Consider the following 24,851-nt stretch of genomic DNA (forward strand, 5'->3'; position numbering starts at 1 on the left):
TGCGGTTCAGCCCGCCTTTCGGACGGTGAATCCATTGCGTTCGGCCAGCGACTGTAGTTGCCGCAACGCGAACTGGCGTGCCCGGCCGGTGTCCGGAATGTAGATGCCGGCCCACACCCCGACCGCTCCGGGTGTCCGACACGCCTCCTGGGCGCAGAGCCAACGGCGAGGACATGTCCGGCACAGCTCCTTGGCGCCCTCGTCGGCCCCGAGGGCCCACCGGTCGGGGTCCTGAATGCAGGCGCCGATCGCCGTGTCCTGGGGCGCGTTGACCGCAACGGGGCGCGTCGTCCGGCCATTCAGCCGCTCGTCGACGGGCATCTGCGTTTCCTTTCGGTCGGGACGGTCCTCCGCCACGAGGGTGACAATACACGCGTATCGGTTTCCGACAATACACGCGTATTGGCTACTGTGTGGGGGTGAGCACTCAGACCTGCGGGTATCGATGACGGCGGCGTCGACGGGGCAACACGCCTCCGAGAAGCATCAGCGTTCGAGCGTCGAACGGATTCGCGATGCGGCGCTTCAGTGCTTTGCGGCTCGCGGCACGTCGGCGACGTCGCTTCGCGCAGTCGCGGCGGAAGCCGGCGTCTCGCTGGGGTTGGTCCAGCACCACTTCGAAACGAAAGCCAACCTGATCAAGGCCGTCGACGACCACGTGCTCGGGGTGATGAATACCGCACTCATGCAGCGCATGCCCGAATCAACGGTGGACTCCATCACCGACGTGGGGGACCGCGTGACGTCCCTGGTGGCCGACGAACCCGATGTGGTCGCATATGTCGTACGTGCGCTGACCGACGGGAGTTCGCTCGGCACGCAGGTGTTCGACTCGCTCGCCGCCGTCGGCGCTCAGCGCTGGCAGGCGCGCAGGGAAGCCGGGCTGACCCGCCCCGACCTCGACCCGACGTGGGGTGCACTCAACCCGCTGGTGTTGGCCCTGGGCGCCTGGATCCTGCGCGACCACATCGAGCGTCACCTCACCGAACCGTTCGACACCCCCGCCCAACTTCAGCGATGGGGGAGCGCGGTGAACGCGCTGCTTCGCGATGGCCAGATGCGCGACGAGTCGTGACGCTGCCTTTTACAGCGATGTGCCGCCCACCCGCTTGCGGTAGCTCGTCGGCGTCTCCCCGCAGAACTGAGTGAAGGCCCGGGTGAAGGAACTGAGGCTGTCGAAGCCGACCGCCGACGACGTCTCCTGCACCGACTGACCCGGCGCGGCCAGCAATGCCATGGCCTTCAGCATGCGGGCGTGCAGAAGGTATGTGCGCCAGGACAACCCGACCGAATCCTGGAACAGCCGCCGGAGCGTGCGTTCGGACACCGAAACGGCCCGGCTCACCTCTTCGGCGGTGACACCGTCGAGATGCTCCTTGGTGTAGGCCATTGCGGCGGCGACGATCGGATGCTCGGACGTGGGCAGGCTCAACGGCGCCTCGTGGTCGAGTGCCTCGGTCACGAGATTGGCCAGCGTGCGGAAGAACGCGTCGGAGATCTCGTCGCCTTCGGCGCGGTCGATGGGCCAGCGCAGCGCGTAGATCATCATTTCGCGGATCAGTGGGGACACCGCCAGGATGCGCGCCCGGTCGCCGGCATGCGGGATCAACTGCGGGTCGAACATCACCGCGACGGTCCGGACGTCGGGGTTCATGGTCGCCTGATGGTCGAGACCCACGGGAATCCATGCGGCCTGCTGCGGCGGCAGAAGGTAGTGCGCCGAGTCGGTTTCCACCTCGACGACCCCGCCGAGCGCGTACTCGATCTGGTGCACGTCGTGCGAGTGCCAACCGGTGATCAGCGCATCGCCCTCATATAGATAGCTGCCGCCCAGCGCTCGACCGCCTCGCCGCAGGTCGATGACGCGTCGGTTCGCGGCGACTGCCATGTTGGCCGGTTGGGCAAAACCTCTGTCCGATAGCGCAGAGACGGTCATGGGGCTAGACGGTACTACTGGGGTATGAACGTTGACGACCTGATCCTGGTGAGCATCGATGACCACGTCGTGGAACCGCCCGACATGTTCCTGCGACATGTGCCGGCGAAGTACAAGGACGAGGCGCCGATTGTGGTGACCGACGACAAGGGCGTCGATCAGTGGATGTATCAGGGCCGCCCGCAGGGTGTCAGCGGGCTGAACGCGGTGGTGTCGTGGCCGGCCGAGGAGTGGGGCCGGGATCCGGCCGGGTTCGCCGAGATGCGGCCGGGTGTGTACGACGTGCACGAGCGGGTGCGCGACATGAACCGCAACGGCATCCTGGCCTCGATGTGCTTCCCGACGTTCACCGGGTTTTCCGCACGCCATCTCAACATGACCCGCGAAGACGTCACCCTGGTGATGGTGTCGGCCTACAACGACTGGCACATCGACGAGTGGGCCGGGTCCTATCCGGACCGCTTCATCCCGATCGCGATCCTGCCGACGTGGACGCCGGAGGGGATGTGCAACGAGATCCGCAGGGTCGCGGCCAAGGGGTGTCGAGCGGTGACCATGCCGGAACTGCCCCACCTCGAAGGCCTTCCGAGCTATCACGACGAAGAGTACTGGGGCCCGGTGTTCCGTACGCTCTCCGAGGAGAACGTGGTGATGTGCCTGCACATCGGGACCGGCTTCGGCGCGATCAGCATGGCGCCCAACGCCCCGATCGACAACCTGATCATCCTGGCCACCCAGGTCTCGGCGATGTGCGCACAGGACCTGTTGTGGGGTCCGGCGATGCGCAACTACCCGGACCTCAAATTCGCCTTCTCCGAAGGCGGTATCGGCTGGATCCCGTTCTACCTGGACCGCAGCGACCGCCACTACACCAACCAGAAGTGGCTGCGACGCGACTTCGGGGACAAGCTGCCGTCCGACGTGTTCCGCGAGCACTCGCTGGCCTGCTACGTCACCGACAAGACCTCGCTGAAGCTGCGTCACGAGATCGGTATCGACATCATCGCGTGGGAGTGCGATTACCCGCACTCAGACTGCTTCTGGCCCGACGCGCCCGAGCAGGTGCTGGCCGAGCTCAACGCCGTGGGGGCATCGGATTCCGACATCAACAAGATCACGTGGGAGAACTCCTGCCGGTTCTTCAGTTGGGACCCGTTCAAACTCACCCCCAAGGAGCAGGCGACCGCGGGTGCGTTGCGCGCCAAGGCAACCGACGTCGACGTCTCGATCCGGCCGCGCAAGGAGTGGGCGCGGCTCTACGAGCAGAAGCAGCTCGCCAGGGCGTGAGACCTGACGTGCGCGTCGTTGGCTGACGCGCACTCAGGGGCGGCCGGCCGCGTCGCCACGCGGTGGGTCTCCGAGCCGGAGTCGTTGCACCGAGGCAAGAATCGATGCCACGCCGATGCTCAGGAAAAGCACACCCAGCACGAGGAAAATCAGGCCGCCGTGCGCGAAGAAGGTGTAGCCGCGCACGATGCCGAGCGCGATGGCGACGACTCCGCCGAGGATCAGCCAGCGGGCCTGGCGGACGGTGGTCGGAACGAGACTGTTCATCACTGGTGGCTGCGACCCTGCGCTCACCACACCAGTCCGCGGACCATTTCGGCCGGCGGGATGTCCTCGACGGCGATGATGCCCTGCGGGGCGCGGCACACCCAGTCGATGACGTTGACGACGCGGGCCGCGGTTGAGACGCATCCGGCCTCGGTGACATCGAGTAACGGATGAGACAGCAGCGTATTCACTTCGATGCGCGGCTCGCCTTCCACGATCACCTTGTGGACGCCGGAGTGACCCTCGGGTGGGTACTCCCAGTCCGGCGCGGCCGCCGGTGTGAGCCGGGTGGTGTGCTCGACGGCGATCAGGGGCGCGCCGCCGCGGATTCCCTCGGCGGCGAACCGCACCCCGGCGAGCCCCCCGGGTTCGACGGTCATCATCTTGCATTCGATGCGCCGGTCGGCGTACCAGGGCTCGAATCGCTGCGTGACATCGTCGAGTTCGACACCGAGGTGGTGGGCGATGTTTCGCACCAGCCCACCGAACATCGTGGTGATGACCCCGGGCTGGAACGCCATCGCGAGCTCGTCGTCGGCAGTGGTGCCGAATCCCATTGCGGTACCGGTGTACTCGTAGTCGTCGTAGTTGCCGTAGTCGAAGACTTCCTGCACCGTGACCGATTCGGCACGGGTCACCAGGCTCAACGCGGCCAGTACCGCGGTGTCACCGGAGTATCCCGGATCGATGCCGTTGACGTAGAGCGACGAATTGCCTGCCGCGCAAGCCTCTTCCAGTGGCACCCGCAGCCAGTCGTCGATCTGCCGAGGTGTCACCAGCCATACCATCGATGTGCCGACCACGTTGATCCCGGCGGCCAGGAAGCGCGACATCTCCTCGATCGCCTCCATCGGCCGCGTCTCGCCCAAAGCGGTGTAGACGACGCAATCCGGTTTCAGCGCGATCAGCGCGTCGATGTCGTCGGTCCCGGTGACGCCGGTGGGATCGCTCAATCCGCACAACTCGGCGGCGTCGCGGCCGATCTTGTCCGGATTGGCGGCGTGCACCCCGACAAGCTCGAGATCGGGCCGCCCGATGAGCGCCCGCAACGAGTGCTGCCCGACGTTGCCTGTGGAAAATTGGACTACTCTGCGCATCTCGCGTCCGTTTCTATCAGTAGTCGGGTATGGGCAGTGGCAGGTTGTTCGAGTCGATTCCGCCGTCGACGTGGAAGATGGCGTTGGTCGCGTAGCAGTCCTTGGTCGATAGGTAGACACAGAGCCGACCGAGATCCTCGACGTCGCCGAGTCGATGCAGCGGCGTGAGCGAGAGCATCGTGTCCAGTGCCCCCGGCATCATATCGAGGCCGCTTTGCAGTCCCTCGGTGGCGAATGAGCCGAGTGCGATGGCATTGACGCGGATCTTCGGCGCCAACTCCTGGGCCATCGCCCGGGTGAGCGCTTCGAGGCCACCCTTCGCGACGCAGTACGCGGTAAGCGCGCGGATACCGAAACGTGCTGAGCCCGAGGAGATGTTGACAATGTTGCCGTGTCCGGCCTCGATCATGTGACGGGCGGCGAGTTGACTCATGATGAACGCCGACGTGACACACCAGTCGAAGGTGTGCCGGAAGTCCTCGTCGGTGATGTCGAGAAACGACCCGAACGTCGAACCGCCCACATTGTTGATGAGGATGTCGATGCGCCCGAACTCTTTCATGGCCGTGTTCACCACGCGCTCACCGTCCGGTCGGCTCATCGCGTCGGCCACCAGGGCCAGCCCCTTGCCACCCGAATCCTCGATGCCCTTGATTGTTTCCACGATGTCTGATTCGGTACGTGCCGTGCCGACGACCGTGGCACCCGCTTCCGCGAGCACCCTCGCGATACCCTCGCCGACTCCCTTGCCGGCTCCGGTGACGATCGCGACCTGCCCGGCGAGGTTGAACTGTTCCAGCGCCATCGCAGACTCCTTCCGAAATTGACTGCAGTCAATCACACGTGTCAATACCCGACCGGTGTTGCTATCGTCGGGTCATGGCCGTGGTGGACAAACCCTCAGCGCGCGAGGCGAAACGCCTGCAAACCCGCGAGCGGCTGATGGGAGCCGCCATCGCCGAGTTCAAGCGGTCGGGGATGGCCGAGGCCGACGTGGGAGCGATCGTGGCCGCCGCCGGGGTCGCGCACGGCACCTTCTTCTTCCACTTTCCCACCAAACAGCACGTACTGCTCGAGCTGGAGCGCAGGGAAGAGGAGCGCATCGCCAAGCAGCTCGGTCGGTATGCCGATTCCGCCCGCAGCCTGTCCGCTGTGCTCCAGGAGGCCGTTCGACTGGTGCTGGGACTCGAGCGCCGTCTGGGCGCGATGCTGTTCAAAGATTTTTTGGCGCTGCACTTTTCCCAGACGCGACCCACTGACGAGAGCGATGAGCACCCGGTCATCGTCAGGGTCGCTCAGGAGATCGAACGTGCGCAGAACGCGGGTCGGGTCGCACCTGACGTCAGCCCGATGAACAGCGCGGTGTTCTTCCTGCTCGGTCTCTATGCGCTGTTGACCACCACGCATGAGTGGCCGACGCAGGGCTCGATGCTCGACGACTATGTGGCAAGGACATTGCGCGGCATCGAAGCCCGATGATGGTTGACTAAAGTCAGCCACACTGCAAAGCTCATGCGCTGAGCGATGCAGGAGGTGGCCCTTGACCATGCCCGCGAATGCTGCGACCACAAGCGGCCTCGACGAGCACATGGAGCGATCGCGCCAGGTGCAACGACAGGCCGACAAGTGGCTGATCGCGGGCAGCATTCTCATCGGCACGGCCGCACTCGGCGTGTTCGGCCTGCCGCTCTTCTTACGCGGTGTGTGGATTCTGCGTAACGCGGCACGGGAGGGCCTGACCGTTCGGCCGATGTTGGTGACGCTGCTCGGCTACTGCGTCATCGTCGACGCCGCGATCAACGTCTTCGGATGGGCGCTGGATCTGGTGGCCCACCACACGTTGTTGGCCCGAGTCCTGTTGAACGGCTGGGGCGCGATGTTCGACGCCGGGTATTTCTGGCACTACAACGAACTGTGGCTCGGCGGTGCGGCGGGTCCCGGCGAAAAGGCGCTCGAGGTCGGTCTCATCCTCACCGTCTTCTGCATGCGGATCGCCGCGGCGATCGGCTTCCTGCAGATGAAGCGGTGGGGGCACCAGTGGATGATCATCACCTGCTGGATGGGTGTGGTGATCTGGTGCGTGTACGTGTTCAACATGACCATGTACGCCGACGTGCGTTATGCCGGGGTGATCCTGCCGGTGGTCGGCTGGTGGATCTACGACATCTTCTACATCACGCCATTCCTGGCCATTCCCTACTTGCACTCGGTCAATCGCGAGATCTTCTCCGATTGACGTCTCGACTGACTTCACTCATTGACTTGGGTCAGTAACTACGTTACAAATAGCGAATCATGACGGCACAGGCGAACGCGTCGACGCGTGAAGCGCGGCGGCTGCAGACGCGGGAGCGCATCCTCGCCGCGGCGATCACCGAGTTCACGCGTGCCGGTATGGCCGGGGCGGACGTCAACTCGATCGCGAGGGCCGCAGAGGTCGCACACGGGACGTTCTTCTTCCATTTCCCGAGCAAGGAACATGTGCTCCTGGAGTTGGAGCGCCGTGAGGAATCGCGGATCGCGGACGAGTTCGCCGGTTTCCTGCAGCAGCGTCATGATCTGGCCGCCACCCTGACCGAGCTGGTGGATCTGGTCACCGGCCTGGAGCAGCGGTTCGGCCCGATACTGTTCAAAGAGATACTGGCGCTGCACTTCTCACCTACCCGTCCACACAAGGACGAATGGACCGACCACCCGGTCATCGTCTTGCTCGTCCGCGAGCTGGAGCGGGCGCGCGGCAATGGTGAGGTGCATCTAGAGGTCGACGCGTTCTACAGCGCAACGTTCTTCCTGCTCGGCATCTACGGGGTGCTCACCACCACGGACAACCCCGGTACGCGCGACACGATGCTCACCAAGCTCGTGGCGACCGCCGTTCATGGGCTGGAGGTGCGATGACCCGATCGCACAAACGACGACACGACAGAGGAGTGCACAGTGTGGGCCTGGATCTGGGAGATATTGCGATACGTCGGCGCCTGGGGCGGAGCCGCCCTTGTCATCTGGTTCTGGTACTGGATGTTCTCGAGTCTGGGCACGTTCTAGGGCCACGATGACCGAACTGTCCGACGCGCACGCGATGGCGATCGAACGCAGCTGCGCCGTGACCGCCGTCGCGCTGAGCGACAAACGTCGCGAGGGTGTGCGCCTGGTGACCGGCGAGCACCGCCAGTTCAGCCTGAGCGGATCGTTGGACTACGTGCAGGTGCCGTACCCGTCGCTGGGCCGCGACTGGACGCGCAGAACACTGACCTGCGGTGTGGCTCTGCAATGTTCGCCGTCCAAGGATCGGGTCGTCGAGTTCCGGATCAACGAATTGTCCGCACGCGAGATTCGGGCACTGACGCTCGTCGAGGCCGGCGTCGCGCTCGGGTGGGTCGGCGCCAACTGGCCGGGGCTGCTGGCAGAGATGCGGCGCCTGTTGCCCAATGTTGAAGCGCTGCCGCAGGACACCACCGTCGAGTCCATGCTCAACCGCGCAATCTCGTTGGCGCGCACGAGCGATCCGCTGTCGGTGCCGTCAGTGGCCGGCAGGTTGCCGTCGGTCTACACGGTGCCGCAGAGCCTGTCCGACAAGATGCGACGCACCTTCGGCCGGATGCCGTGGACCACGACGCAGAAACGCCTGCCGCGCCCGTACTCCGTTCCTGTCGGCGGCGACGGCGGTATGCGCAACCCGAACCTGCCCCCGCCGAGCCGGCCGCAGGACAACGATATGGACGTCACTCCCGAGCACCGGCCCGGCATTCCGTATCCAGAGTGGAACGCATGGACCAAGAGCTTCATGCGAGACCACGTGGCGGTCCTGGAACGCCCCCATCCCAGCCGGGAGCGCCAACCGGGCGCGGCGTCGGCGGACCTGCGGAAGTGGTTCACCGAGCACACCCATCGCGCGATGACGAACCGTCTCGAGGACGGTTCCGATCTGGACGTCGAACAGTACGTGCGCCACTACATCGACCTGACCACCGGTGAGGCCGTCGAACCGCGTATCTTCCGCGAACTCCTGCCCAGCAGCCGCGACGTCACGACCGCGCTTCTGCTGGACGGCAGTTCGTCGCTCGGTGTGCACGGGGGCCGGGTCTTCAAACTGGAGCTGGCATGTGCTGACGCGCTGTCGCGGGCGATGACGCATGCGCGGGAGCGTCACGGCATCTTCATGTTCACCGGCAACACCCGCCACCGTGTCGAGGTGAACTGCCTCAAGGACTTCGAGGACCGGCGGTTCGTGCCGCCGAGCCGGCTGGGACTGTCCGCCGGCGGCTACACCAGGCTCGGCGCACCCCTGAGGCACCTCACGAGCCGGTTGCTCGCGCAGCCCTCCGAGCGGCGACTGCTCATCGTCATAGGAGATGGCCTGATCTCCGACGAGGGCTACGAAGGCCGCTACGCATGGGCCGACGCCGCCCACGCGGTCGAAGAAGCCGCCGAAGCCGGAGTGTCCATCTACTACGTCGGCGTCGGGCCCACCCGGGTGGACCCGCTGCCAGAGGTCTTCGGACCGCGGCGATCCCAACGCATACGACGGGTCGAGGACCTCCCGCGCGTCCTTGCACACGTGCACCGCGAACTGGTCGCCGCATGAACCATCACCACCCAAAGGAGCTGCATCCATCGTGACAACCGACACCTACTACTCGAACGGCAACGAGGTTCAGCTGTTCGAGCAGGCATACCACCAGCGGCTGCCGGTGATGCTGACCGGTCCGACCGGGTGCGGTAAGACGCGCTTGGTCGAACACATGGGGGCGCTGCTGCGCAGGCCCGTCGTCACCATCAGCTGCCATGACGACCTGACCAGCTCAGACCTCGTCGGCCGGTTCATGGTGACCGGAGGCGACGTCGTGTGGACCGACGGGCCGCTCACCCGGGGTGTGAAGGCCGGCGCGATCTGCTATCTCGACGAGGTGGTGGAGGCCCGCCACGACTCGCTGGCCATCCTGCACTCTCTGACCGATCATCGCCGCGCCCTCTATCTCGACCGCGCCGGCGAGGTGGTCCGAGCGCCCGACACCTTCATGCTGGTGTGCTCCTACAACCCGGCCTACCGCAGTTCGCTCAAAGAGCTCAAACCGTCGTTCCGCCAGCGCTTTGTCACGCTTCCGATGACCTACCTTCCACCGGACCGTGAGGCCGAGGTGATCGTCGCGGAGGCGGGCATCGAGTTGGCGACCGCTCGACGACTGGTCGCCTGCGCCACCGCGATCCGCACCGCCGATGAGGCATTCCACTTCGAGCCGCCGTCAACGCGTGTCCTCGTCACCGCCGCGCAGTTGGTCGCCGCCGGCGCAACGGAATTGGATGCCGCCGAAGCGTGCATCCTTGCGCCGCTCTCCAGTGACGGCGCGGTCACCGACGGCTTACGTGAAGTGGCAGTGGCCAGCCTGACCACGGCTGACAACCCGAATTCCACACGCTAGGAAGGAGTCCCGCGTGGACCCGAAGGAGAAGCAGCGCAAGAAGGCGCTCATCATCCTGCAGATCGTCATCTACGGCTATCTGCTGGCAATGTTCCTGATCCAGCTCTATATGTCCTTCGACCGTGGATGGTGGTCGCTGTGACCACCACGGCGACAGTCAGTCTCGAGGACCACCACGAAGAATCCCGGCTCGCGCAACGCCGGGCCGACAAGTGGATGATCATCGGTGCCGCACTGATGGGCATGTGGGCGCCCGGCCTCATCGGGTTCCCGATCTTCATGCGCGGAGTCTGGCTGCAACGCCAGGCTGCGCGCGCCGGGCTGTCGGTGCGGCCGATGATCGTCACCCTCATCGGCTACCTGGTGTTGATCGACGGCATGCTCAACAGCCTGGGCTGGGCGCTGGATCTGGTGGCCAACCACACGCTGATCAACCGCGTGCTGATGATCGGCTGGGGCCACATGTTCGACGCCGCGTACTTCTGGCACTACAACGAACCCTGGGTCGGCGGATCCGCGGTGCCCGGCGAGAAGGCGTATGTCGCGGGCCTGATCCTCACCGTCTTCGCCATGCGGTGCGCGGCGGCGATCGGCTTTCTGCAGATGAAGCGGTGGGGTCACCAGTGGATGATCGTCACCTGCTGGATGGGCGTGGTGATCTGGTGTGCCTACGTGTTCAACATGACGATGTACGCCGACGCCCGCTACGCCGGTGTGCTGTTCCCCGTCATCGGCTGGTGGATCTACGACATCTTCTACATCACCCCGTTCCTCGCGATCCCGTATCTGCACACGGTCAATCGCGAAATCTTCTCCGACTGAACGCCAGGAGCACACCATGACGCCTTCACCGTCCTCGTCCACCGACGAAAAAGACCCCGCAGAGGATCTGCCCCCGGGCACCACGCCCTACTACGCGCGCATGCACAAGTACATCAAGCGCGCGGTGCTCGTCTGCCTCATCGCCCTTGTCATCGAGGGAGCGTTCACCCTGCCGTTCATGGCGGTGTGGTACGGCTACCCGACCCTGAGCCTGACCGAGATCTGCAGCGGTTTGCTCAAGGTCCGCTACTCCGACGACACGCTCGAGTGCAAGGTCCCGTACCCGATGCTCGGGCCCCCGGAAGGCGCCGAAGGCAAGGACACCGCGCGCGACGAGTGGGGCATCCAACCGGTTCCCAAGTACGACCGGATCGGATTCCGCGAACTGGTGCGCATTCACGAGGAGAGCGAAGCCCGCAAAGCGGCGCAACAGCAGCAGGATTCGGCCCCGTGAGTCGAAGGTCGCCGGAGCAGCACGCGGAGAACTGGGATCTGCGCCACGAGGACTTCAACGATGAGGAGTTCCTCTACGACGTGTACGCGGTGATGCGCCGAAACGGGCCCTTCGCCCATACCGATTCGCCGTTCCTGAGCGCGACGCCCGGCGGCGCATGGGTCGCGGTGCGCTACGAGCAGTGCTACAAGATCCTGCAGGATTGGCAGCACTTCTCCAGCAATCCGACACCGGAGGCCTCCGAGCACCTCGCGGGCGACCTGGTCATCACGTTGGATCCCCCGCGGCAGCAGAAGTTCCGCAAGGTGCTCAACCCGTACTTCTCGCCGGCTCGGATGAAGGCGCTTCGACCTCAGATACGTGAGGAGACGGACCGGCTGATCGACGGCTTCATCGAGCAAGGCGCAGGAGATCTGGCCGAGGTGGCTTGGCGGCAGCCCGGCGTCGTGTTCTTCAAATACCTACTCGGTATGCCGATCGACGATGTCCCGCTGTGCATCGAGCTGACCGACACCGCGCTCAACGGGGCGACCGAGGACTCGCGCATGGCGGCATGGGGCGGGCTCTATCAACACATCCACGACGCGGTCGCAGCGCGCAGCACCGAGCCGGAGCACGATGACATGATCGATGTGCTGCTGTCGGCCGAGATCGACGGTGAGAAGCTGCCGTTCGCCGATGTCGTCTCCAACGCGATGTTACTGGTGCAAGCGGGCCTCGAGACCACCGCCAATGCAATGTCATTCGCCTTTCATCACCTGGCCACTCACCCGGCGGAACGCGACCGGTTGGCCGGGGACCGCGAGATGCTGCCCCGCGCCGTCGAGGAGTTCATTCGGTTCGGGGGATCGATACATGGAATTCCCCGCACGGTCGCGAAAGAGGTTGAGCTGGGAGGGCATACGTTCCGCCCCGGCCAGTCGGTCATCGTCAACTACGCCTCCGCTAACCGGGACGAGCGTGAGTTCCGTGACGCCGGCCGGTGCATCCTCGACCGTCGCGAGAACCGCCATCTCGGATTCGGTGCGGGTGTCCATCGATGCCTCGGTTCGAATCTCGCGCGCTTGGAGTTGCAGGTCGGTATCGAGCAGGTGCTGGCGCGGATGCCGGATCTCGCCATCGACCCGGACGCTTCGCCACACTTTCACGGAAGTTCGGTCACGCGCGGTTTTCGTTCGGTGCCCGTCGTCTTCAGCCCCGCCGAACGGTCCGCGGCATGACGTATCGGATCGTTCAGTGGACGACGGGAAATGTCGGCAAGCGATCCGTCCGCGCTGTCGCACTGAACCCGCACCTGGAGCTGGTCGGGTGCTACGCGTGGTCGAAGGACAAGGTCGGCCGCGATGTGGGGGAGCTGTGCGGCATCGACGCGCTCGGCGTGTCCGCGACCGATGACATCGATGCACTGCTGGCGCTGGAGCCGGATTGCGTTGTCTACAACCCGATGTTCGCCGACGTCGACGACATGGTGCGAATACTGAGCGCCGGCATCAACATCGTCTCCACGTCCGAGTTCATCACCGGACATTTCTTCGGCGATGACCGCGACCGCATCGTCGGGGCCTGTCGGGATGGCGGCTCGACCATCTTCGGCAGCGGCATCAACCCGGGGTTCATCCAACTGTTCGCCGTCATCTCGGCCGGGCTGTCGGAACGTGTGGACAAAGTTTCGGTCGTGGAGGCCATCGACACCACCATCTACAACTCGCCCGCCACCGAAAAGCCCATGGGCTTCGGGTATCCCATCGACCTGCCGGAACTGAAGTCGATCACCGAAAAGGGCTCGGCGATCTTCCGCGACGGAGTTCTTCTCGTGGCCGACGCGCTCGGCGTCGAACTCGACGAGGTCCGGTGCGACGTCGCCTACGCCCAGACCACCGAAGACCTACACCTGCCCGGGGACTGGCTGATCGCGAAAGGCTGTGTCGCCGGGGTGGACGTCGCCTGGAAAGGCGTCATCGGCGACAAGGAGGTCGTCGAGATCCGCGGTCGGTGGCGCAAGGGGCAGACCCTGGAACCGGATTGGGAACTCGACATGGGCTACACCGTGGAGGTTCAGGGCACGCCGACGATCAAGACCACCCTGAGCTTCCTTCCACCCGAGGGATTCGTCGGCGAGACGTTGGACGACTACATCATGCTGGGCCTGTCGATTGTCGCGATGCCGGCGATCACCGCGATACCCGCCGTCGTGGCCGCACCTCCCGGCATCGCCACGTACAACGATCTGCCGCTTCTGCTTCCGAGGGGAGTGCTCAATGTCTGACAAAACGTACCGGGTCATTCAGTGGATGACGGGCGACGTCGGTCAAGTCGGAGTGCGACATTTCACGCAGTGCCCGATATTCGACCTCGTCGGCGTGTTGGTGCACAGCAAGGACAAGGTCGGCAAGGACGCCGGTGAGATCGCAGGCATCGGACCGACCGGAGTGGCCACGACCGACGATGTGGAGGCGATGGTCGCACTCGACGCCGACTGCGTGTTCTACACGCCGATCATCATGGACGTCGACACCGTGTGCCGGCTCCTACGCTCGGGCAAGAACGTCGTCACCACCAGTGGCTTCTTCCATCCGACCGAACGGTTTCGCGAGGGCGGAGACAAGATCCGGGCGGCATGTCAGGACGGCGGCACATCGTTCCACGCCGGTGGCATCCATCCCGGTTACGCGGGCGACATACTTCCGCTCACGCTTGCCCGCGTCGCCAGCAGGGTCGACAGGATCGAGGTGTGGGAAGTCGTCAATGTGCTGACCGATGCCCCCATGGACCACATCGACTGGATGGGGTTCGGCAAGGACAAGGGCCAGTTCCTCTCGGAGCCAACGATTCTCGGTCTGGGTGTGCCGTTCTTCGCGCAGTCGATGCACATGGTCGCCGACGGCCTCGGGGTGACCATCGACGACGTGACCGCCGCGGACGTGAAGGCCGCCGTCGCCACCGAGGACATCGCGCACGACGAAGGCGCGATCCCGCGGGGAACGGTTGCCGCACAACACCACGAGTGGACCGCCTGGGTCGATGGCAACCCGTTGATCGTGTACCACGCCATCTACCTGACCGCCGGCCCCGATCAACTCGACCCCGCGTGGGATTGGGGAAGGACCCGCTATCGCATCGTCATCGAGGGCGACCCGCCCACCGAACTCACGATGCACGGTCTGGTCTTAGCGGACGGGACCATGACACACCCGGGCTACACGTGGACCGCGATGGGTGCCATCAACGCCATTCCCGACGTCTGCGACGGCCCGCCCGGTTGGCTGACCCACCTGGACCTCGGCCTCGTCCGCCCGCGCGGATTGGTCCGGAAATGACCGCCGAACCACTGCAGTTGCACCACGTCGTGTTCGCGGTGGCACCGGAACGGCGGGTCGCGATGGCGTCGCTGTTCACCGACCTCGGCTTCGCATTCGAAGAAGCCGAACTGACCGAACTCGGCGTGCGCGTCCACCTGGATTGGAACCGGGGGATCGAGCTGATCAGCCCGGTTCCCGGCTCGACGGCCTCGGTGGCGAACTACGTCAACGACTTCCTCGAGCGTCGGGGTGACGGTGTCTACACGGTGGTGCTGCGGGTGCCCGACGCCTCGGCGGCGGAATCGGTCGCGCAGCGCTACGGCTCGACCACCCGCTTCCGCCAGGGCTTCTCCGGAGAGGGTTCGTATCTCGACGAGATCGACCTGTCGGTCCTGGGCCTTCCGCTGACGTTTCTGGCCACCAACGTGTCATGAGCGAGGGTTCGGGGTTGACGCAGGTCCTCTACGAGGACCTGCCGATGGCGCGGGACCGCGGTGCGGGCTGGGCCAAGCTGCGCGACCTCGGCCCGCTGCTCTACGGCGAGGGCTGGTATTACTTCACCCGCCGCGAGGATGTGCTTTCCGCACTGCGCGATCCGGAAACGTTCTCGTCGAGAACCGACTACGACGACATGATCAGCCCGGTGCCCCTGGTGCCGCTGGGGTTCGATCCTCCCGAACACACCCGCTACCGCCGGCTCCTGCATCCGTACTTCAGCCCCCAGACGCTGAGCGCGCTGCTGCCGTCGCTGCAGGCGCAGGTGATCGACATCATCGACGAGATCGCCGACCGTTCCGAGTGTGAAGTGATGGCCGATCTCGCGATCCCGTATCCCTCGCAGGTCTTCCTCACCCTCTTCGGCCTTCCGCTCGACGACCGCGAACGGCTGATCGCCTGGAAGGACGCGATCATCGCGGTCAGCCTGGCGACCGATCCCAACAGCGTGGACCTGACCCCGGCAGCCGAACTCTTCGGCTATCTCGCCGAAGCCGTTCAGGCACAGCGGGAGTCGCCACAGGTGGGCATACTGTCCGACGTGCTCCACGGCGAGGATGCGCTGTCCGACGCCGAAGCCACGGGGATGTCGCTGGTGTTCGTCCTCGCGGGCCTGGACACCGTCACCGCCTCGATCGGCGCCGCGATGCTGGAGCTGGCCCGTCGCCCGGATCTGCGCCGGCACCTGCGCGAGAACCCCGACCACGTCGGCGCGTTCGTCGAGGAGGTGATCCGGTTGGAGCCCGCGGCGCCGGTGCTCGGGCGCGTGACCACCCGGCCGGTGACCGTCGCGGGCGTCACCTTGCCGGCCGGATCACAGGTTCGACTCTGTGTCGGCGCGATCAACCGTGACGGAAGCGATCCACACTCCGGCGACGACCTGGTGATGGACGGCAAGTTGCACAAGCACTGGGGCTTCGGCGGCGGTCCGCACCGATGCCTGGGAGCCCACCTGGCCCGGATGGAGCTGAGGCTGGTCGTAACCGAATGGCTTACGCGCATATCGGATTTCGACCTGATCGAGGGCTACGTCCCGGAGATTACGTGGCCCTCGGCGACCTGCTCGCTGCGAGAGCTCCCCCTGAGGATCCGCGCGGGGACGGCGCCATGACCCTCGGAGCGGCCAAACCCAGCGTCTTCGACGCCGGACTGCCGACGCTGACCTACGACATCACAGCGACCCCCCAGGAGATCTACCCTCAGTTTCGCGCGGCGCAGCAGGAAGCGCCGATCGCGCTCGGCCCGATCGGCCCGGAGGTGCTGTCCTACGAACTGGCCAGGACCGTTCTGCGTGACCCGCGCTTCGGAATCCCGCAGGGCATACACCTGTCCGCACATGGGATCACCTCAGGGGAGTTGTGGGACAGGGTGACCCGCAGCATCCTGAATATGGACGGCGAGGAGCACCGCCGATTGCGCGGGTTGGTGTCGAAGGCATTCACACCACGCGGGACGGCGCGCATGGACCCCACCATCCACACCGTGGTCAACGAACTGATCGACCGAGTCGCCGCCCGCGGCCGGTGCGAATTCGTCGACGACATCGCCAGGCCGTACCCGATCCCGGTCATCTGCGCGCTTTTGGGCGCGCCCCGCCGGGATTGGCAGCGGTTCTCCCGGTGGGCCGAGGACATCTTCAAGATCGTCAGCTTCGACTGCGATCTGGCCGAGGAAGAGCCGGTGGTCCTCAAGGCGTGGGACGAATTCGACGCCTACATCGACGAGATGATCACCCACCGGCGCGAGGACCTCACCGACGATCTGCTCTCCGAGCTGATCCGCACCGAAGACGACGGCGACCGACTCAACGCGGGGGAGCTTCGCATGCTGGCGTTCAGCATCCTGATCGCGGGCACCGACACCACCCGAAGCCAACTGGCGGCGTCCATGCAGGTGTTGTGCGAGCATCCCGAGCAATGGGAGCTGCTGCGCGACCAGCCCGGACTCGCGATGTGCGCCGTCGAAGAGACGATGCGACATTCGCCGTCGATGTGCAGCACCGTGCGCAGCGCCCTTCACGACGTCACCATCGGTGAATACACCTTCCCCGCGGGCACATTCATCATCGTGAACACCTACGCGGCCAACCGCGATCCGGCCATCTACGATGATCCGACCCGTTTCGACATCACCCGTGCCGATCCGCCACCGATCCTCACCTTCGGCGGCGGCGCACACTACTGCCTGGGTGCCAACCTCGCCCGACGCGAGCTCTGCGAGGCCCTGGTCATCATCGCGCGACGCATGCCGAACCCGCGCGTCACCGGGCCGGCGCCGTGGAAGCCGCTGTTGGGCATGAGCGGACCGACGAGCCTGCCGATAGAGTTCGGCTGATGCGTTACCAGATCGACCCCGACGTGCTGCACGGCGTCGCTGCCCAGCTCGTCGGACTGCCCACCGGCGCACTGACCACCCGCGCCGTCGAATTGCTCGCCGAGGCGTACCCCGACCTCATCGATGCGGAACCCGGACGGTGGGTGGCGAGCAAAGCAGGCGGAATCCTCGGCAAGGTCCGGTTCGTGTACTTCAGTCCGCGCGAGTACATCGTGATCTTCGGTTCGCCGACGGGCACGCAGGGCTTCTCCGGACGCTACAAGCGGGTGCAGATTCACAAGTTCCTGATGGCCGGACGTATCGACTCCTACGACCTGGAATCCGACGACAGCGCCGCGATGACGTTGCTCCCCGGTGAACGCACATGCCTGGACAAGGGTCAGGCGCGGGGCCTGACGATCCATCCCGGTTCGTGGCACATCGAATACGGACGCGGCGCGGTGGCGACCACCCTGCCGTTCGCGATGGTCGACACGCTGCTGGTGTCACTCGAATGGGATTCGGTCCGCCGCTCGACGGTCGAGTTCGCGCGGTTGATCCGCCGCCGGCCGCGTCCACGTACCCGGTAGGAAACACGCCGATATCGCCGAGATCACCGAGACGGCAACCAGATAGGCCACGATCGAGTCGCTGGTCCTCGTCGCCGCGTACAGCGCGGTGGCGATGGTCGGGGCGAACGCCGAGCCCACCACTTGGGACAGCGTGTAGCCGATCGAGACCCCGCTGTAACGGACGTCGGGATCGAACGCCAGACTGAACAACGAGCCGGTCACGCCGGCGGCCGGCGCCATCGCGAACCCGAACACCAGCAGAAGCGCGACACCGAAAAGCAGCGCGCTGCCGGTGTTGATCAGCGCGAAGGCCGGGCCGATCGACATGCCCATCAGGATCACCCCGGCCAGGAAGACGGGCTTGCGGCCCAGACGGTCGGAGAGCGCACCGAACATCGGGTAGGTGGCGACCGCTACCACCGCCGCCACGGCCACCCCGAAAAGCGCTTGCGTACGGCCGATCCCGGCAACCGTCGTACCGTACGACACCAGATACGCCACGCAGATGTACGCGAACACCCCTTGAGACAAGTACGCGCCGGCGACCAGCAGGATCTGCTTCCAGTGCCTGCGAAACGCGTCGGCGATCGGCATGCGCACCACTTGTGCGCGCTGCCGCAGCGCCGCAAAGTCCGGGCTCTCCGATATCGACAGCCGGATCACCAGTCCGATGACGATGAGCAGGGCGCTGGCCACGAACGGGATGCGCCAACCCCACGCCAGAAACTGGTCGTCGGGGAGCCGCGACACCGCCCAGAACGCCAGCGTCGCGCACGCTGTCCCGGCAGGCGCACCCATCTGCGGGAAGGCCCCGAAGAGCCCCTTGCGCCGGTCCGAAGCGTGCTCGACGGCCATCAGCGTCGCACCGCCCCACTCGCCTCCGACCGCGAAACCCTGCGCCAGCCGCAACACGGTCAACAGGATCGGGGCCGCGAGACCGATCTGGGCATAGGTCGGCAGAAGGCCCATCAGCACCGTCGCGATCCCCATCACGAGCAGCGAGTAGACGAGCATCTTCTTGCGCCCCACCCGGTCCCCGAAGTGACCGAACACCGCACCGCCGAGAGGACGGGCGACGAACCCGACGCCAAAGGTCGCGAACGACAACAGCAATCCCGTCGCAGGGGACACGGCCGGAAAGAACAGCTCCGGGAAGACCAGCGCGGCTGCGGTGCCGTAGATGAGGAAGTCGTAGAACTCGACCGTTGTTCCGATGAAGCTGGCCAGCCCCACGCGCATCGGCGAGACCGGTGAAGACACCGTCGACATCCTTCGATTGTGTGCCATACCCGATTTCGGTGCACCCGGTTGCGGTGACCGCAACGAAATACCCCGAAATCGCCGCCCACGCGTGCGCTATGTGTGCACCGTCGCTCGCAGCGGCCGCCGCGCGGTTTCCCGCATCGTCAACAGCGTCGCAAGGGTGACGGCGGCGGCGGCGATCACGTAATAGGCGGGAGCGATTTCATTGCCGGTGCGGTCGACGAGCCACGTCGCCACATACGGCGCGGTCCCGCCGAAGATGGCGACCGACATGTTGTAGCCGATGGAGTATCCGCTGGAGCGGACTCTGGTGGCGAACAGCTCTGCGCCGGCGGCCAAGGATGCCGACACGAAGACCGACTCGAGCGCCGCCAGGGTGGCGTGGGCGGTGACCGCGGCGGCCAGCGAGCCCGAATTCAGCAGTAGGAACAGCGGATAGGCGAAGAGGGCGAAGCCTATGGCACCGGAATACAGCAGCGGCTTGCGCCCGATCCGGTCGGACAGCGCGCCCAGTGGCGGGATCAGGATGATGGCCACCATGCTGGCGACGGCGATCGAGACGAACGCGTCGACCTTGGTGAACTCGAGTGTCTCGGTGAAATACGTTGGCAGGTAGGTGAACACGATGTAGAAGCCGACGTTGTGGATGACCACCAGGCCGGCGATCTGCAGGATGGGCCGCCACGAGGTGCGCAGCGCCTCGCGCAGCGGTGACGTCGCGACCTCACCCTGCTCGCGCAGGTTCTCGAACTCCGGTGTGTCTTTCAACCGCAGCCGGATGTAGAGGCCGACGACACCGAGCGCGCCGGCGATCAGGAAGGGGATCCGCCAGCCGTAGGAGTTCATCGCCGGTTCGGACAGGAGGGTTTCGAGACCGGTGACCGTCAGCGCACCGAGAAGGAAACCGACGACCACCGACCACACCAGAAACGACACGATGAAGCCGCGGTGCCTGTCGGTGGCGTATTCGGCGAGGAAGCACGCCCCGCTGCCGTACTCGCCGCCGGCCGAGAAGCCCTGCAGGCACCGCAGGAACAGCAACAGCAGCGGTGCGGCCACCCCGATGGCGTCGTAGCTGGGAACCAGTCCGATGGCCAGAGTCGAGGCCGACATCAGCAAGATCACCAGCGCGAGAACGCGTTGGCGGCCGATCCGGTCGCCGAGTGGGCCGAAGAAGAACCCGCCCAAGGGCCGCATGAAGAACGCGGCGGCGAAGACGGCGAATGTGTTGAGCAGCGCGGCGGTCTCGTCACCCGGCGGGAAGAACTTCTCGGCGATGTAGGTCGCCAACAGCCCGTAGATGGCGAAGTCGAACCACTCCACGGCGTTGCCGATCGACGCGCCGACAACGGCTTTCCGAATGGCCTCCGAGTCCGCGGTGCGCGCAACCATGCCGCTGTATTCCCCGACGGTCCGCGTCTCTAACCAGGCTCGGCGGCCGGTGTCCACATCTGGGTGGGGGCGGATCGGCCGCGCAGGTTTTCCGATCCCTGTGCCTCCCAGCGCCGTCGTTCCGCCGTGCTGGCACGTTCGAGCGCGCTGCCTGAGCACAGCGCTCGCGCGGGAAACTCCTTGGCCCGGTCGGCCAGTCGGGCCGCCTCGTTGACCGCGTCCCCGACAACGGTGTATTCGTACCGGTTCTCCGCGCCGATGTTGCCCGCGAAGACGGGTCCGGCCGAGACCCCGATGCCGAAGTCGAGTGGCAGGCGCTGCAGATCGGTGACCAGATCGCGTGCGGTCATCAGCGCCGCCGACGCTGGATCGTCGACGCGCAGGGGAGCACCGAAGACGGCGAGTGCCGCATCGCCTTGGAATTTGTTGATCAAGCCGTGCCGCTGATCCACGGCCGCGACGACGATACGGAAGAACTCGTTGAGCAGTTCGGCGACCTCGGCGGGCTCGTGGGTGGCCGCCAACGGAGTCGACCCGACCAGATCGATGAACAGCACCGCGACGTCACGTTCGTCGCCGGACAACGACTCGTTCTCCTCGATGGCTCGCCGGACCACGTCCTCGCCGACGTGGCGGCCGAACAGGTCGCGCAGCCGGTCACGTTCACGCAGCCCGGCCACCATACGGTTGAAACCGCGTTGCAGACGGCCGATCTCGGACCACTCGTAGACCTCAACGGACCGGTCGATTTGCCCGCGCTCCACATCGGCCATCGCCTGGACGACTTCCTGAACGGGGTCGGAAATCGACATGGAGGTCAGGATCAGTGAACGCAGACCGAGCACGACCGCGACCAACGCGAGCACGATCAGCGCCAACTCGATGGCCGCGGTCTCCTCGAGAAGCCACCCGTTGTTCCGCATGATCAGCAGTGCGGCGATGGCGACGCCCGGCAGGGCGGTGCACACGGTCCACATCAGCAGCAGCCGCGCCCGGACTCCGGGCGCCGTCAACGTCGGCGTGCTGGAATCGACTGCCACGCTGGCCAATACGGGTCGCAACGTTCGTAGTGTGAACAGGAAGCCGGTGCACACCGTGGCGATCGTCCCGAAGAGCATGGCCGATCCGATCACCGCCAGCGCCTCGGATCCGGCGTCGAGGTTCAGTGGTACCAGGACCGCGGCAGTGAGGATCCACGGCGCCACCGTGGCCGCGGCCTGGCGGCGCATCATCGTCAGCGTCGAGCGTCGTTCGGCGGCGGTGGGCTCGCGCCCCGCGCGCAGATACCGCAACGCCGGGAGCAGGATGTAGGCGGCACTGACGCCGACGGTGGCGGTGCCGACCGCGAGCAGTGCCGCCGCGGTGATCACATTCTCGGGAGTGACCACGTCGCGACCGCCCAGCAATCCGACGATCGCGATGACCTCGACCGCAGTCAGCAGGTAGGCCGACGCGAGCCCGGCCACATACCGGGTGAGCAGGCGGCGCGGCCTCACCCAGAGGAAGGTATCAGTCGCTCGCGGGCAGGGGCTTGGCTTCTTTGAGAGACAGTGGCGTGGTGCCCACGCTCAGCGTTCCGGCACCGGCCTTCGTCACCAGGACTTCGGCGCCGTTGTCGTCGACATAACGCTTGCCCATCGCGTTGCCGTCGGAGAATTCGGGGTCGATCTGAACGTCGGTACTCTTCTCGGCATCCAGGGGCACCATCGGAACGCCGCCCGCGCGCAGATCGTCGAGGCTGTCCGAGCTGCGCACGACGATCACCTGGGTGTCGCACACCTGGCTCTGCAGTCGCGTGCCGTTCTTGATCATGCTGGGCTCCTTGCTATCTGGTGGCTGTCAACTCGGCGATCAGTTCTCGACGCAGCACCTTGCCGGTCGCATTGGTCGGCAACTCGTCGCGGAACACGACGCGGTCGGGGGTTCGCGATCCGCGCAACTGGCGCCGCACATACTCGCGCAGCTCCTCGGGGTCCGGGTTCGCGGGGCCGTCCGGACTGTCGGCCGGGACCACGACCGCGACGATGATCTGACCCCATTGCGGATCCTCGGGCCCCACCACGGCGCAGTCGCGCACCGCCGGATGTTCGACGAGCACGTCCTCGATCTCGGCGGGTGCGATGTTCTCCCCGCCGCGGATGATCGTGTCGTCGGAACGCCCGCCGATGAAGAGATAACCGTCTTCGTCGAGCATCGCGATGTCTTTGGTGGGGAACCATCCGTCACCGTCGAGCACCGAGCCGATCTCGGTGTAGCGGCCCGATACCTGCTCGCCGCGGACGAACAGTTCCCCGGTCTCGCCGGGGCCGAGCACCTCGCCGTCGGCGTTGCGGATCTGTACTTCGATCCCTGGCACCGGCTGGCCGACCGAGCCCAGCCTGCGCAGGACGGCCTCGTCGGACGAGGAGAGCGCCTCGCGGTGGTCGTCGGGCCCGAGCACCGCGATGGTCGAGCTGGTCTCGGTCAACCCGTAGGCGTTGACGAAGCCGACCTCCGGCAACAGTGAGAGCGCCTTGCGCACCAACGGAAGTGGCACCTTGGAGCCGCCGTACGCCAGGTTGCGCAGGGTGGGCAGGGCCACGTTCCCCGTTTCCAGGGCGGTCACGATGCGGTCCAACATCGTCGGCACGACCGTCGCCGACGTCACGCCCTCGTCGCGCACCAGCCGGATCCATTCGCTGGCGTCGAACTGCGGCAGGTACACCATCTTTCGCCCGGCGTAGAGGTTGGACAACGCGGCGCTGACACCGGCGATGTGATACGGCGGGACGCAGATCAACGCGGCGTCGCCGGGCTCCGCGGAATCGAACTCGACCGTGCCGGTGATGTAGCTGGTGAGGTTGCTGTGCGTCAGCTCAACGGCTTTCGGGCGCGATGTGGTACCGGAGGTGAACAGCACGACCCCGACGTCTTCGGGATCGGGGAACTCCGCGGCCGGATCGCTGGTGCGCGCGGCGCCGAGGAACTCGTCGGAACCGATGACCTGCTTGCCCGCGCCGGCGACCATATCGAGGTATTCGGCGTCGGCGACGACGAGCGGTTGGGGGAGGCGATCGATGAGCTCACGAAGGCCGTCGGCGCTGAGCCGGTAGTTCAGCGGCGTCACCGGCACCCCGGCGCGAGCCGAGGAGAACAGCAGAAGGGGCAGCATCGCGCCACCCATGCCGACATAGGCGACGTGGGAAGCACCGGACTCGGCGATGACGCCTGCCCCGCCGTCCGCCAGGGCGCTCAACTCACCTGTGGTCAGCCGCAATCCACCCGACACCACGGCGGTGCGGTCCGGATTGCTCGAGGCCATCTCGAGCAGCAGTGAGATGCTCATGATTTGTCGACGAAGATATCAAGGATGGGGTCGTCCCCACCGCCGTAGCGCGACAGGTCTGTCACGCCGGACTCGGCGAGCAGTTCGGAGTCGATGAAGCATTTGCCGTTCGCATCGGCCGGGGGGCGCGACAGGATCAACGCGGCCGCGTCACCCATGATCTGCGGGTCGCGCGACCGGTCCAGCATCTCCTGGAAGCCGGGAGCGTTGGCGACCGCAGACGTCGCGATGTAGGTCTCGGGCCACAGGCAGCTGAATCCGATGCCGGTTTCCGCGTACTCGGCGGCCCACCCCAGCGAGAGCAGAGTCATTCCGTACTTCGACAGGGTGTAGGAGGGGTGAGCGCCCAACCAGTGCGGGTTCATGTTCAGTGGCGGCGCCAGCGTGATCACGTGCGCGCCTGCCGGCTCCGCTCCCTGGGCGCGTGCCGCGGACTTGCGCAGGTACGGCAGCGCCGCCTTGGTGAGCAGGAACGTGCCGCGCACGTTGATGTCCATCATCAGGTCGAACTTCTTGGCCGCCAATTGCTCCGTGGGCTCGGTGGCGATGGCGCTGGCGTTGTTGACGACGACGTCCACCCCGCCGAAATGCTCGACGGCCGCATCGACCGCACGTTGCACGTCCTCTTCTTTTCGGACGTCGCCGACCACGGCCACACCCTTGCCGCCGGCGGCCTCTACCTCGGCGACTGCGGTGTGCACCGTGCCCGGCAGCTTCGGATGCGGTTCGGCCGTCTTGGCCAATAGCACGACGTTGGCGCCCCGCCTGGCCGCAGCGAGGCCGATTGCGAGACCGATGCCGCGACTGCCGCCGGAGACGACGAGCGTGCGGTCAGTGAAGGCGGACATGGACCTCCTTTGGCTGCGACCTGCGTCGCCCCACGATGCTAGCGGACCTCGAATACAGGCG

Annotated in this window: 28 protein-coding genes; 17 read left to right on the plus strand and 11 right to left on the minus strand. The window is 65.8% G+C overall.

Annotated elements, in window-relative coordinates; genetic code table 11:
- Window positions 1-6 precede the first annotated feature (6 nt).
- A complete protein-coding gene (locus RMCN_RS00390; RefSeq protein WP_067386869.1) occupies window positions 7-321 on the minus strand; it encodes a WhiB family transcriptional regulator in 315 nt (104 codons plus the stop codon).
- Window positions 322-445: 124 nt separating this feature from the next.
- Here RMCN_RS00390 and RMCN_RS00395 point away from each other — a divergent pair, with 124 nt between their 5' ends.
- Window positions 446-1,075, plus strand: coding sequence for a TetR/AcrR family transcriptional regulator (locus tag RMCN_RS00395; RefSeq protein ID WP_064405480.1), 630 nt, complete (start codon window positions 446-448; stop codon window positions 1,073-1,075).
- A gap of 9 nt (window positions 1,076-1,084) precedes the next feature.
- On the opposite strand, the gene RMCN_RS00400 is transcribed toward RMCN_RS00395, so the two are convergent.
- Entirely contained in the window at window positions 1,085-1,936 is an 852-nt protein-coding gene (locus tag RMCN_RS00400) for an AraC family transcriptional regulator (RefSeq protein WP_067386433.1), read from the minus strand.
- 24 nt (window positions 1,937-1,960) lie between these two features.
- Between RMCN_RS00400 and RMCN_RS00405 the strand changes: the two genes are divergently transcribed.
- Window positions 1,961-3,223 carry an amidohydrolase family protein gene (locus tag RMCN_RS00405; protein ID WP_067386435.1) on the plus strand — a complete coding sequence of 421 codons (1,263 nt, stop codon included), beginning with the start codon at window positions 1,961-1,963 and terminating at the stop codon, window positions 3,221-3,223.
- Window positions 3,224-3,256: 33 nt separating this feature from the next.
- Here RMCN_RS00405 and RMCN_RS00410 read toward each other — a convergent pair whose 3' ends face one another.
- Genes RMCN_RS00410 through RMCN_RS00420 form a run of 3 tightly spaced genes read right to left on the minus strand, consistent with a single transcriptional unit; the run spans window position 3,257 to window position 5,392 of the window.
- Window positions 3,257-3,490: a hypothetical protein gene (locus RMCN_RS00410; RefSeq protein WP_064412883.1), complete on the minus strand. Its 234-nt coding sequence runs from the start codon at window positions 3,488-3,490 to the stop codon at window positions 3,257-3,259.
- A gap of 23 nt (window positions 3,491-3,513) precedes the next feature.
- On the minus strand, window positions 3,514-4,587 hold the full coding sequence (locus tag RMCN_RS00415; RefSeq protein ID WP_067386437.1) for an NAD(P)H-dependent amine dehydrogenase family protein: 1,074 nt from the start codon (window positions 4,585-4,587) through the stop codon (window positions 3,514-3,516).
- Window positions 4,588-4,603: 16 nt separating this feature from the next.
- The gene (locus tag RMCN_RS00420; RefSeq protein WP_064405471.1) at window positions 4,604-5,392 is read right to left on the minus strand and encodes an SDR family NAD(P)-dependent oxidoreductase; all 789 of its coding nucleotides are present in this window, start codon (window positions 5,390-5,392) and stop codon (window positions 4,604-4,606) included.
- A gap of 74 nt (window positions 5,393-5,466) precedes the next feature.
- Between RMCN_RS00420 and RMCN_RS00425 the strand changes: the two genes are divergently transcribed.
- The 15 genes from RMCN_RS00425 to RMCN_RS00490 all read left to right on the plus strand — a co-directional run bounded on the left by RMCN_RS00425 (window position 5,467) and on the right by RMCN_RS00490 (window position 17,980).
- Window positions 5,467-6,066, plus strand: coding sequence for a TetR family transcriptional regulator (locus tag RMCN_RS00425; RefSeq protein ID WP_067386438.1), 600 nt, complete (start codon window positions 5,467-5,469; stop codon window positions 6,064-6,066).
- A gap of 109 nt (window positions 6,067-6,175) precedes the next feature.
- On the plus strand, window positions 6,176-6,823 hold the full coding sequence (locus RMCN_RS00430; RefSeq protein ID WP_231745160.1) for a hypothetical protein: 648 nt from the start codon (window positions 6,176-6,178) through the stop codon (window positions 6,821-6,823).
- 59 nt (window positions 6,824-6,882) lie between these two features.
- The gene (locus tag RMCN_RS00435) at window positions 6,883-7,485 is read left to right on the plus strand and encodes a TetR family transcriptional regulator (protein WP_067386440.1); all 603 of its coding nucleotides are present in this window, start codon (window positions 6,883-6,885) and stop codon (window positions 7,483-7,485) included.
- Between the two features lie 154 nt (window positions 7,486-7,639).
- On the plus strand, window positions 7,640-9,172 hold the full coding sequence (locus tag RMCN_RS00440) for a nitric oxide reductase activation protein NorD (RefSeq protein WP_067386442.1): 1,533 nt from the start codon (window positions 7,640-7,642) through the stop codon (window positions 9,170-9,172).
- Between the two features lie 31 nt (window positions 9,173-9,203).
- Window positions 9,204-10,007, plus strand: coding sequence for a CbbQ/NirQ/NorQ/GpvN family protein (locus RMCN_RS00445; protein WP_064346477.1), 804 nt, complete (start codon window positions 9,204-9,206; stop codon window positions 10,005-10,007).
- A 13-nt stretch (window positions 10,008-10,020) separates the two neighbouring features.
- Window positions 10,021-10,149, plus strand: a complete 129-nt coding sequence (locus RMCN_RS31800) for a hypothetical protein (protein WP_255361544.1) — start codon at window positions 10,021-10,023, stop codon at window positions 10,147-10,149.
- Window positions 10,146-10,829: a hypothetical protein gene (locus RMCN_RS00450; RefSeq protein ID WP_409366027.1), complete on the plus strand. Its 684-nt coding sequence runs from the start codon at window positions 10,146-10,148 to the stop codon at window positions 10,827-10,829. Before RMCN_RS31800 ends, RMCN_RS00450 begins: the two co-directional genes overlap by 4 nt.
- A gap of 16 nt (window positions 10,830-10,845) precedes the next feature.
- The gene (locus RMCN_RS00455; protein WP_064412886.1) at window positions 10,846-11,283 is read left to right on the plus strand and encodes a hypothetical protein; all 438 of its coding nucleotides are present in this window, start codon (window positions 10,846-10,848) and stop codon (window positions 11,281-11,283) included.
- On the plus strand, window positions 11,280-12,503 hold the full coding sequence (locus RMCN_RS00460) for a cytochrome P450 (protein WP_067386446.1): 1,224 nt from the start codon (window positions 11,280-11,282) through the stop codon (window positions 12,501-12,503). The genes RMCN_RS00455 and RMCN_RS00460 overlap by 4 nt, the downstream gene beginning before the upstream one ends.
- A complete protein-coding gene (locus RMCN_RS00465) occupies window positions 12,500-13,549 on the plus strand; it encodes an NAD(P)H-dependent amine dehydrogenase family protein (RefSeq protein ID WP_067386448.1) in 1,050 nt (349 codons plus the stop codon). Before RMCN_RS00460 ends, RMCN_RS00465 begins: the two co-directional genes overlap by 4 nt.
- Entirely contained in the window at window positions 13,542-14,600 is a 1,059-nt protein-coding gene (locus RMCN_RS00470) for an NAD(P)H-dependent amine dehydrogenase family protein (protein ID WP_067386450.1), read from the plus strand. The genes RMCN_RS00465 and RMCN_RS00470 overlap by 8 nt, the downstream gene beginning before the upstream one ends.
- Window positions 14,597-15,016: a VOC family protein gene (locus RMCN_RS00475; protein ID WP_067386452.1), complete on the plus strand. Its 420-nt coding sequence runs from the start codon at window positions 14,597-14,599 to the stop codon at window positions 15,014-15,016. Before RMCN_RS00470 ends, RMCN_RS00475 begins: the two co-directional genes overlap by 4 nt.
- Complete coding sequence (locus RMCN_RS00480) at window positions 15,013-16,188, plus strand: cytochrome P450 (protein WP_067386454.1); 1,176 nt, start codon at window positions 15,013-15,015, stop codon at window positions 16,186-16,188. The genes RMCN_RS00475 and RMCN_RS00480 overlap by 4 nt, the downstream gene beginning before the upstream one ends.
- Window positions 16,185-17,411 carry a cytochrome P450 gene (locus RMCN_RS00485; protein WP_067386871.1) on the plus strand — a complete coding sequence of 409 codons (1,227 nt, stop codon included), beginning with the start codon at window positions 16,185-16,187 and terminating at the stop codon, window positions 17,409-17,411. The genes RMCN_RS00480 and RMCN_RS00485 overlap by 4 nt, the downstream gene beginning before the upstream one ends.
- Complete coding sequence (locus RMCN_RS00490; RefSeq protein ID WP_067386456.1) at window positions 17,411-17,980, plus strand: isomerase; 570 nt, start codon at window positions 17,411-17,413, stop codon at window positions 17,978-17,980. The genes RMCN_RS00485 and RMCN_RS00490 overlap by 1 nt, the downstream gene beginning before the upstream one ends.
- On the opposite strand, the gene RMCN_RS00495 is transcribed toward RMCN_RS00490, so the two are convergent.
- The 6 genes from RMCN_RS00495 to RMCN_RS00520 all read right to left on the minus strand — a co-directional run bounded on the left by RMCN_RS00495 (window position 17,897) and on the right by RMCN_RS00520 (window position 24,790).
- Window positions 17,897-19,231 (minus strand): MFS transporter, encoded by a 1,335-nt coding sequence (locus RMCN_RS00495; protein WP_110765716.1) that lies wholly within the window; start codon window positions 19,229-19,231, stop codon window positions 17,897-17,899. The genes RMCN_RS00490 and RMCN_RS00495 overlap by 84 nt on opposite strands.
- Before the next feature lie 87 nt (window positions 19,232-19,318).
- A complete protein-coding gene (locus RMCN_RS00500; RefSeq protein WP_064412967.1) occupies window positions 19,319-20,617 on the minus strand; it encodes an MFS transporter in 1,299 nt (432 codons plus the stop codon).
- 29 nt (window positions 20,618-20,646) lie between these two features.
- The gene (locus tag RMCN_RS00505) at window positions 20,647-22,113 is read right to left on the minus strand and encodes an adenylate/guanylate cyclase domain-containing protein (protein WP_067386458.1); all 1,467 of its coding nucleotides are present in this window, start codon (window positions 22,111-22,113) and stop codon (window positions 20,647-20,649) included.
- 13 nt (window positions 22,114-22,126) lie between these two features.
- On the minus strand, window positions 22,127-22,429 hold the full coding sequence (locus RMCN_RS00510) for a hypothetical protein (RefSeq protein WP_064346487.1): 303 nt from the start codon (window positions 22,427-22,429) through the stop codon (window positions 22,127-22,129).
- A gap of 13 nt (window positions 22,430-22,442) precedes the next feature.
- Window positions 22,443-23,942, minus strand: a complete 1,500-nt coding sequence (locus tag RMCN_RS00515) for a class I adenylate-forming enzyme family protein (protein WP_067386460.1) — start codon at window positions 23,940-23,942, stop codon at window positions 22,443-22,445.
- Window positions 23,939-24,790 carry an SDR family oxidoreductase gene (locus RMCN_RS00520; protein WP_067386461.1) on the minus strand — a complete coding sequence of 284 codons (852 nt, stop codon included), beginning with the start codon at window positions 24,788-24,790 and terminating at the stop codon, window positions 23,939-23,941. The genes RMCN_RS00515 and RMCN_RS00520 overlap by 4 nt, the downstream gene beginning before the upstream one ends.
- Window positions 24,791-24,851 lie beyond the last annotated feature (61 nt).

It is taken from the genome of Mycolicibacterium novocastrense (genome assembly GCF_001570485.1).
GTDB lineage: Bacteria > Actinomycetota > Actinomycetes > Mycobacteriales > Mycobacteriaceae > Mycobacterium > Mycobacterium novocastrense.

Coding starts and splice junctions, on each gene's coding strand:
- RMCN_RS00390 (WP_067386869.1), bottom strand. CDS start 321: ATGCCCGTCGACGAGCGGCTGAATGGCCGGACGACGCGCCCCGTTGCG.
- RMCN_RS00395 (WP_064405480.1), top strand. CDS start 446: ATGACGGCGGCGTCGACGGGGCAACACGCCTCCGAGAAGCATCAGCGT.
- RMCN_RS00400 (WP_067386433.1), bottom strand. CDS start 1,936: ATGACCGTCTCTGCGCTATCGGACAGAGGTTTTGCCCAACCGGCCAAC.
- RMCN_RS00405 (WP_067386435.1), top strand. CDS start 1,961: ATGAACGTTGACGACCTGATCCTGGTGAGCATCGATGACCACGTCGTG.
- RMCN_RS00410 (WP_064412883.1), bottom strand. CDS start 3,490: ATGAACAGTCTCGTTCCGACCACCGTCCGCCAGGCCCGCTGGCTGATC.
- RMCN_RS00415 (WP_067386437.1), bottom strand. CDS start 4,587: ATGCGCAGAGTAGTCCAATTTTCCACAGGCAACGTCGGGCAGCACTCG.
- RMCN_RS00420 (WP_064405471.1), bottom strand. CDS start 5,392: ATGGCGCTGGAACAGTTCAACCTCGCCGGGCAGGTCGCGATCGTCACC.
- RMCN_RS00425 (WP_067386438.1), top strand. CDS start 5,467: ATGGCCGTGGTGGACAAACCCTCAGCGCGCGAGGCGAAACGCCTGCAA.
- RMCN_RS00430 (WP_231745160.1), top strand. CDS start 6,176: ATGGAGCGATCGCGCCAGGTGCAACGACAGGCCGACAAGTGGCTGATC.
- RMCN_RS00435 (WP_067386440.1), top strand. CDS start 6,883: ATGACGGCACAGGCGAACGCGTCGACGCGTGAAGCGCGGCGGCTGCAG.
- RMCN_RS00440 (WP_067386442.1), top strand. CDS start 7,640: ATGACCGAACTGTCCGACGCGCACGCGATGGCGATCGAACGCAGCTGC.
- RMCN_RS00455 (WP_064412886.1), top strand. CDS start 10,846: ATGACGCCTTCACCGTCCTCGTCCACCGACGAAAAAGACCCCGCAGAG.
- RMCN_RS00465 (WP_067386448.1), top strand. CDS start 12,500: ATGACGTATCGGATCGTTCAGTGGACGACGGGAAATGTCGGCAAGCGA.
- RMCN_RS00470 (WP_067386450.1), top strand. CDS start 13,542: ATGTCTGACAAAACGTACCGGGTCATTCAGTGGATGACGGGCGACGTC.
- RMCN_RS00475 (WP_067386452.1), top strand. CDS start 14,597: ATGACCGCCGAACCACTGCAGTTGCACCACGTCGTGTTCGCGGTGGCA.
- RMCN_RS00480 (WP_067386454.1), top strand. CDS start 15,013: ATGAGCGAGGGTTCGGGGTTGACGCAGGTCCTCTACGAGGACCTGCCG.
- RMCN_RS00485 (WP_067386871.1), top strand. CDS start 16,185: ATGACCCTCGGAGCGGCCAAACCCAGCGTCTTCGACGCCGGACTGCCG.
- RMCN_RS00490 (WP_067386456.1), top strand. CDS start 17,411: ATGCGTTACCAGATCGACCCCGACGTGCTGCACGGCGTCGCTGCCCAG.
- RMCN_RS00495 (WP_110765716.1), bottom strand. CDS start 19,231: ATGTCGACGGTGTCTTCACCGGTCTCGCCGATGCGCGTGGGGCTGGCC.
- RMCN_RS00500 (WP_064412967.1), bottom strand. CDS start 20,617: ATGGTTGCGCGCACCGCGGACTCGGAGGCCATTCGGAAAGCCGTTGTC.
- RMCN_RS00510 (WP_064346487.1), bottom strand. CDS start 22,429: ATGATCAAGAACGGCACGCGACTGCAGAGCCAGGTGTGCGACACCCAG.
- RMCN_RS00515 (WP_067386460.1), bottom strand. CDS start 23,942: ATGAGCATCTCACTGCTGCTCGAGATGGCCTCGAGCAATCCGGACCGC.
- RMCN_RS00520 (WP_067386461.1), bottom strand. CDS start 24,790: ATGTCCGCCTTCACTGACCGCACGCTCGTCGTCTCCGGCGGCAGTCGC.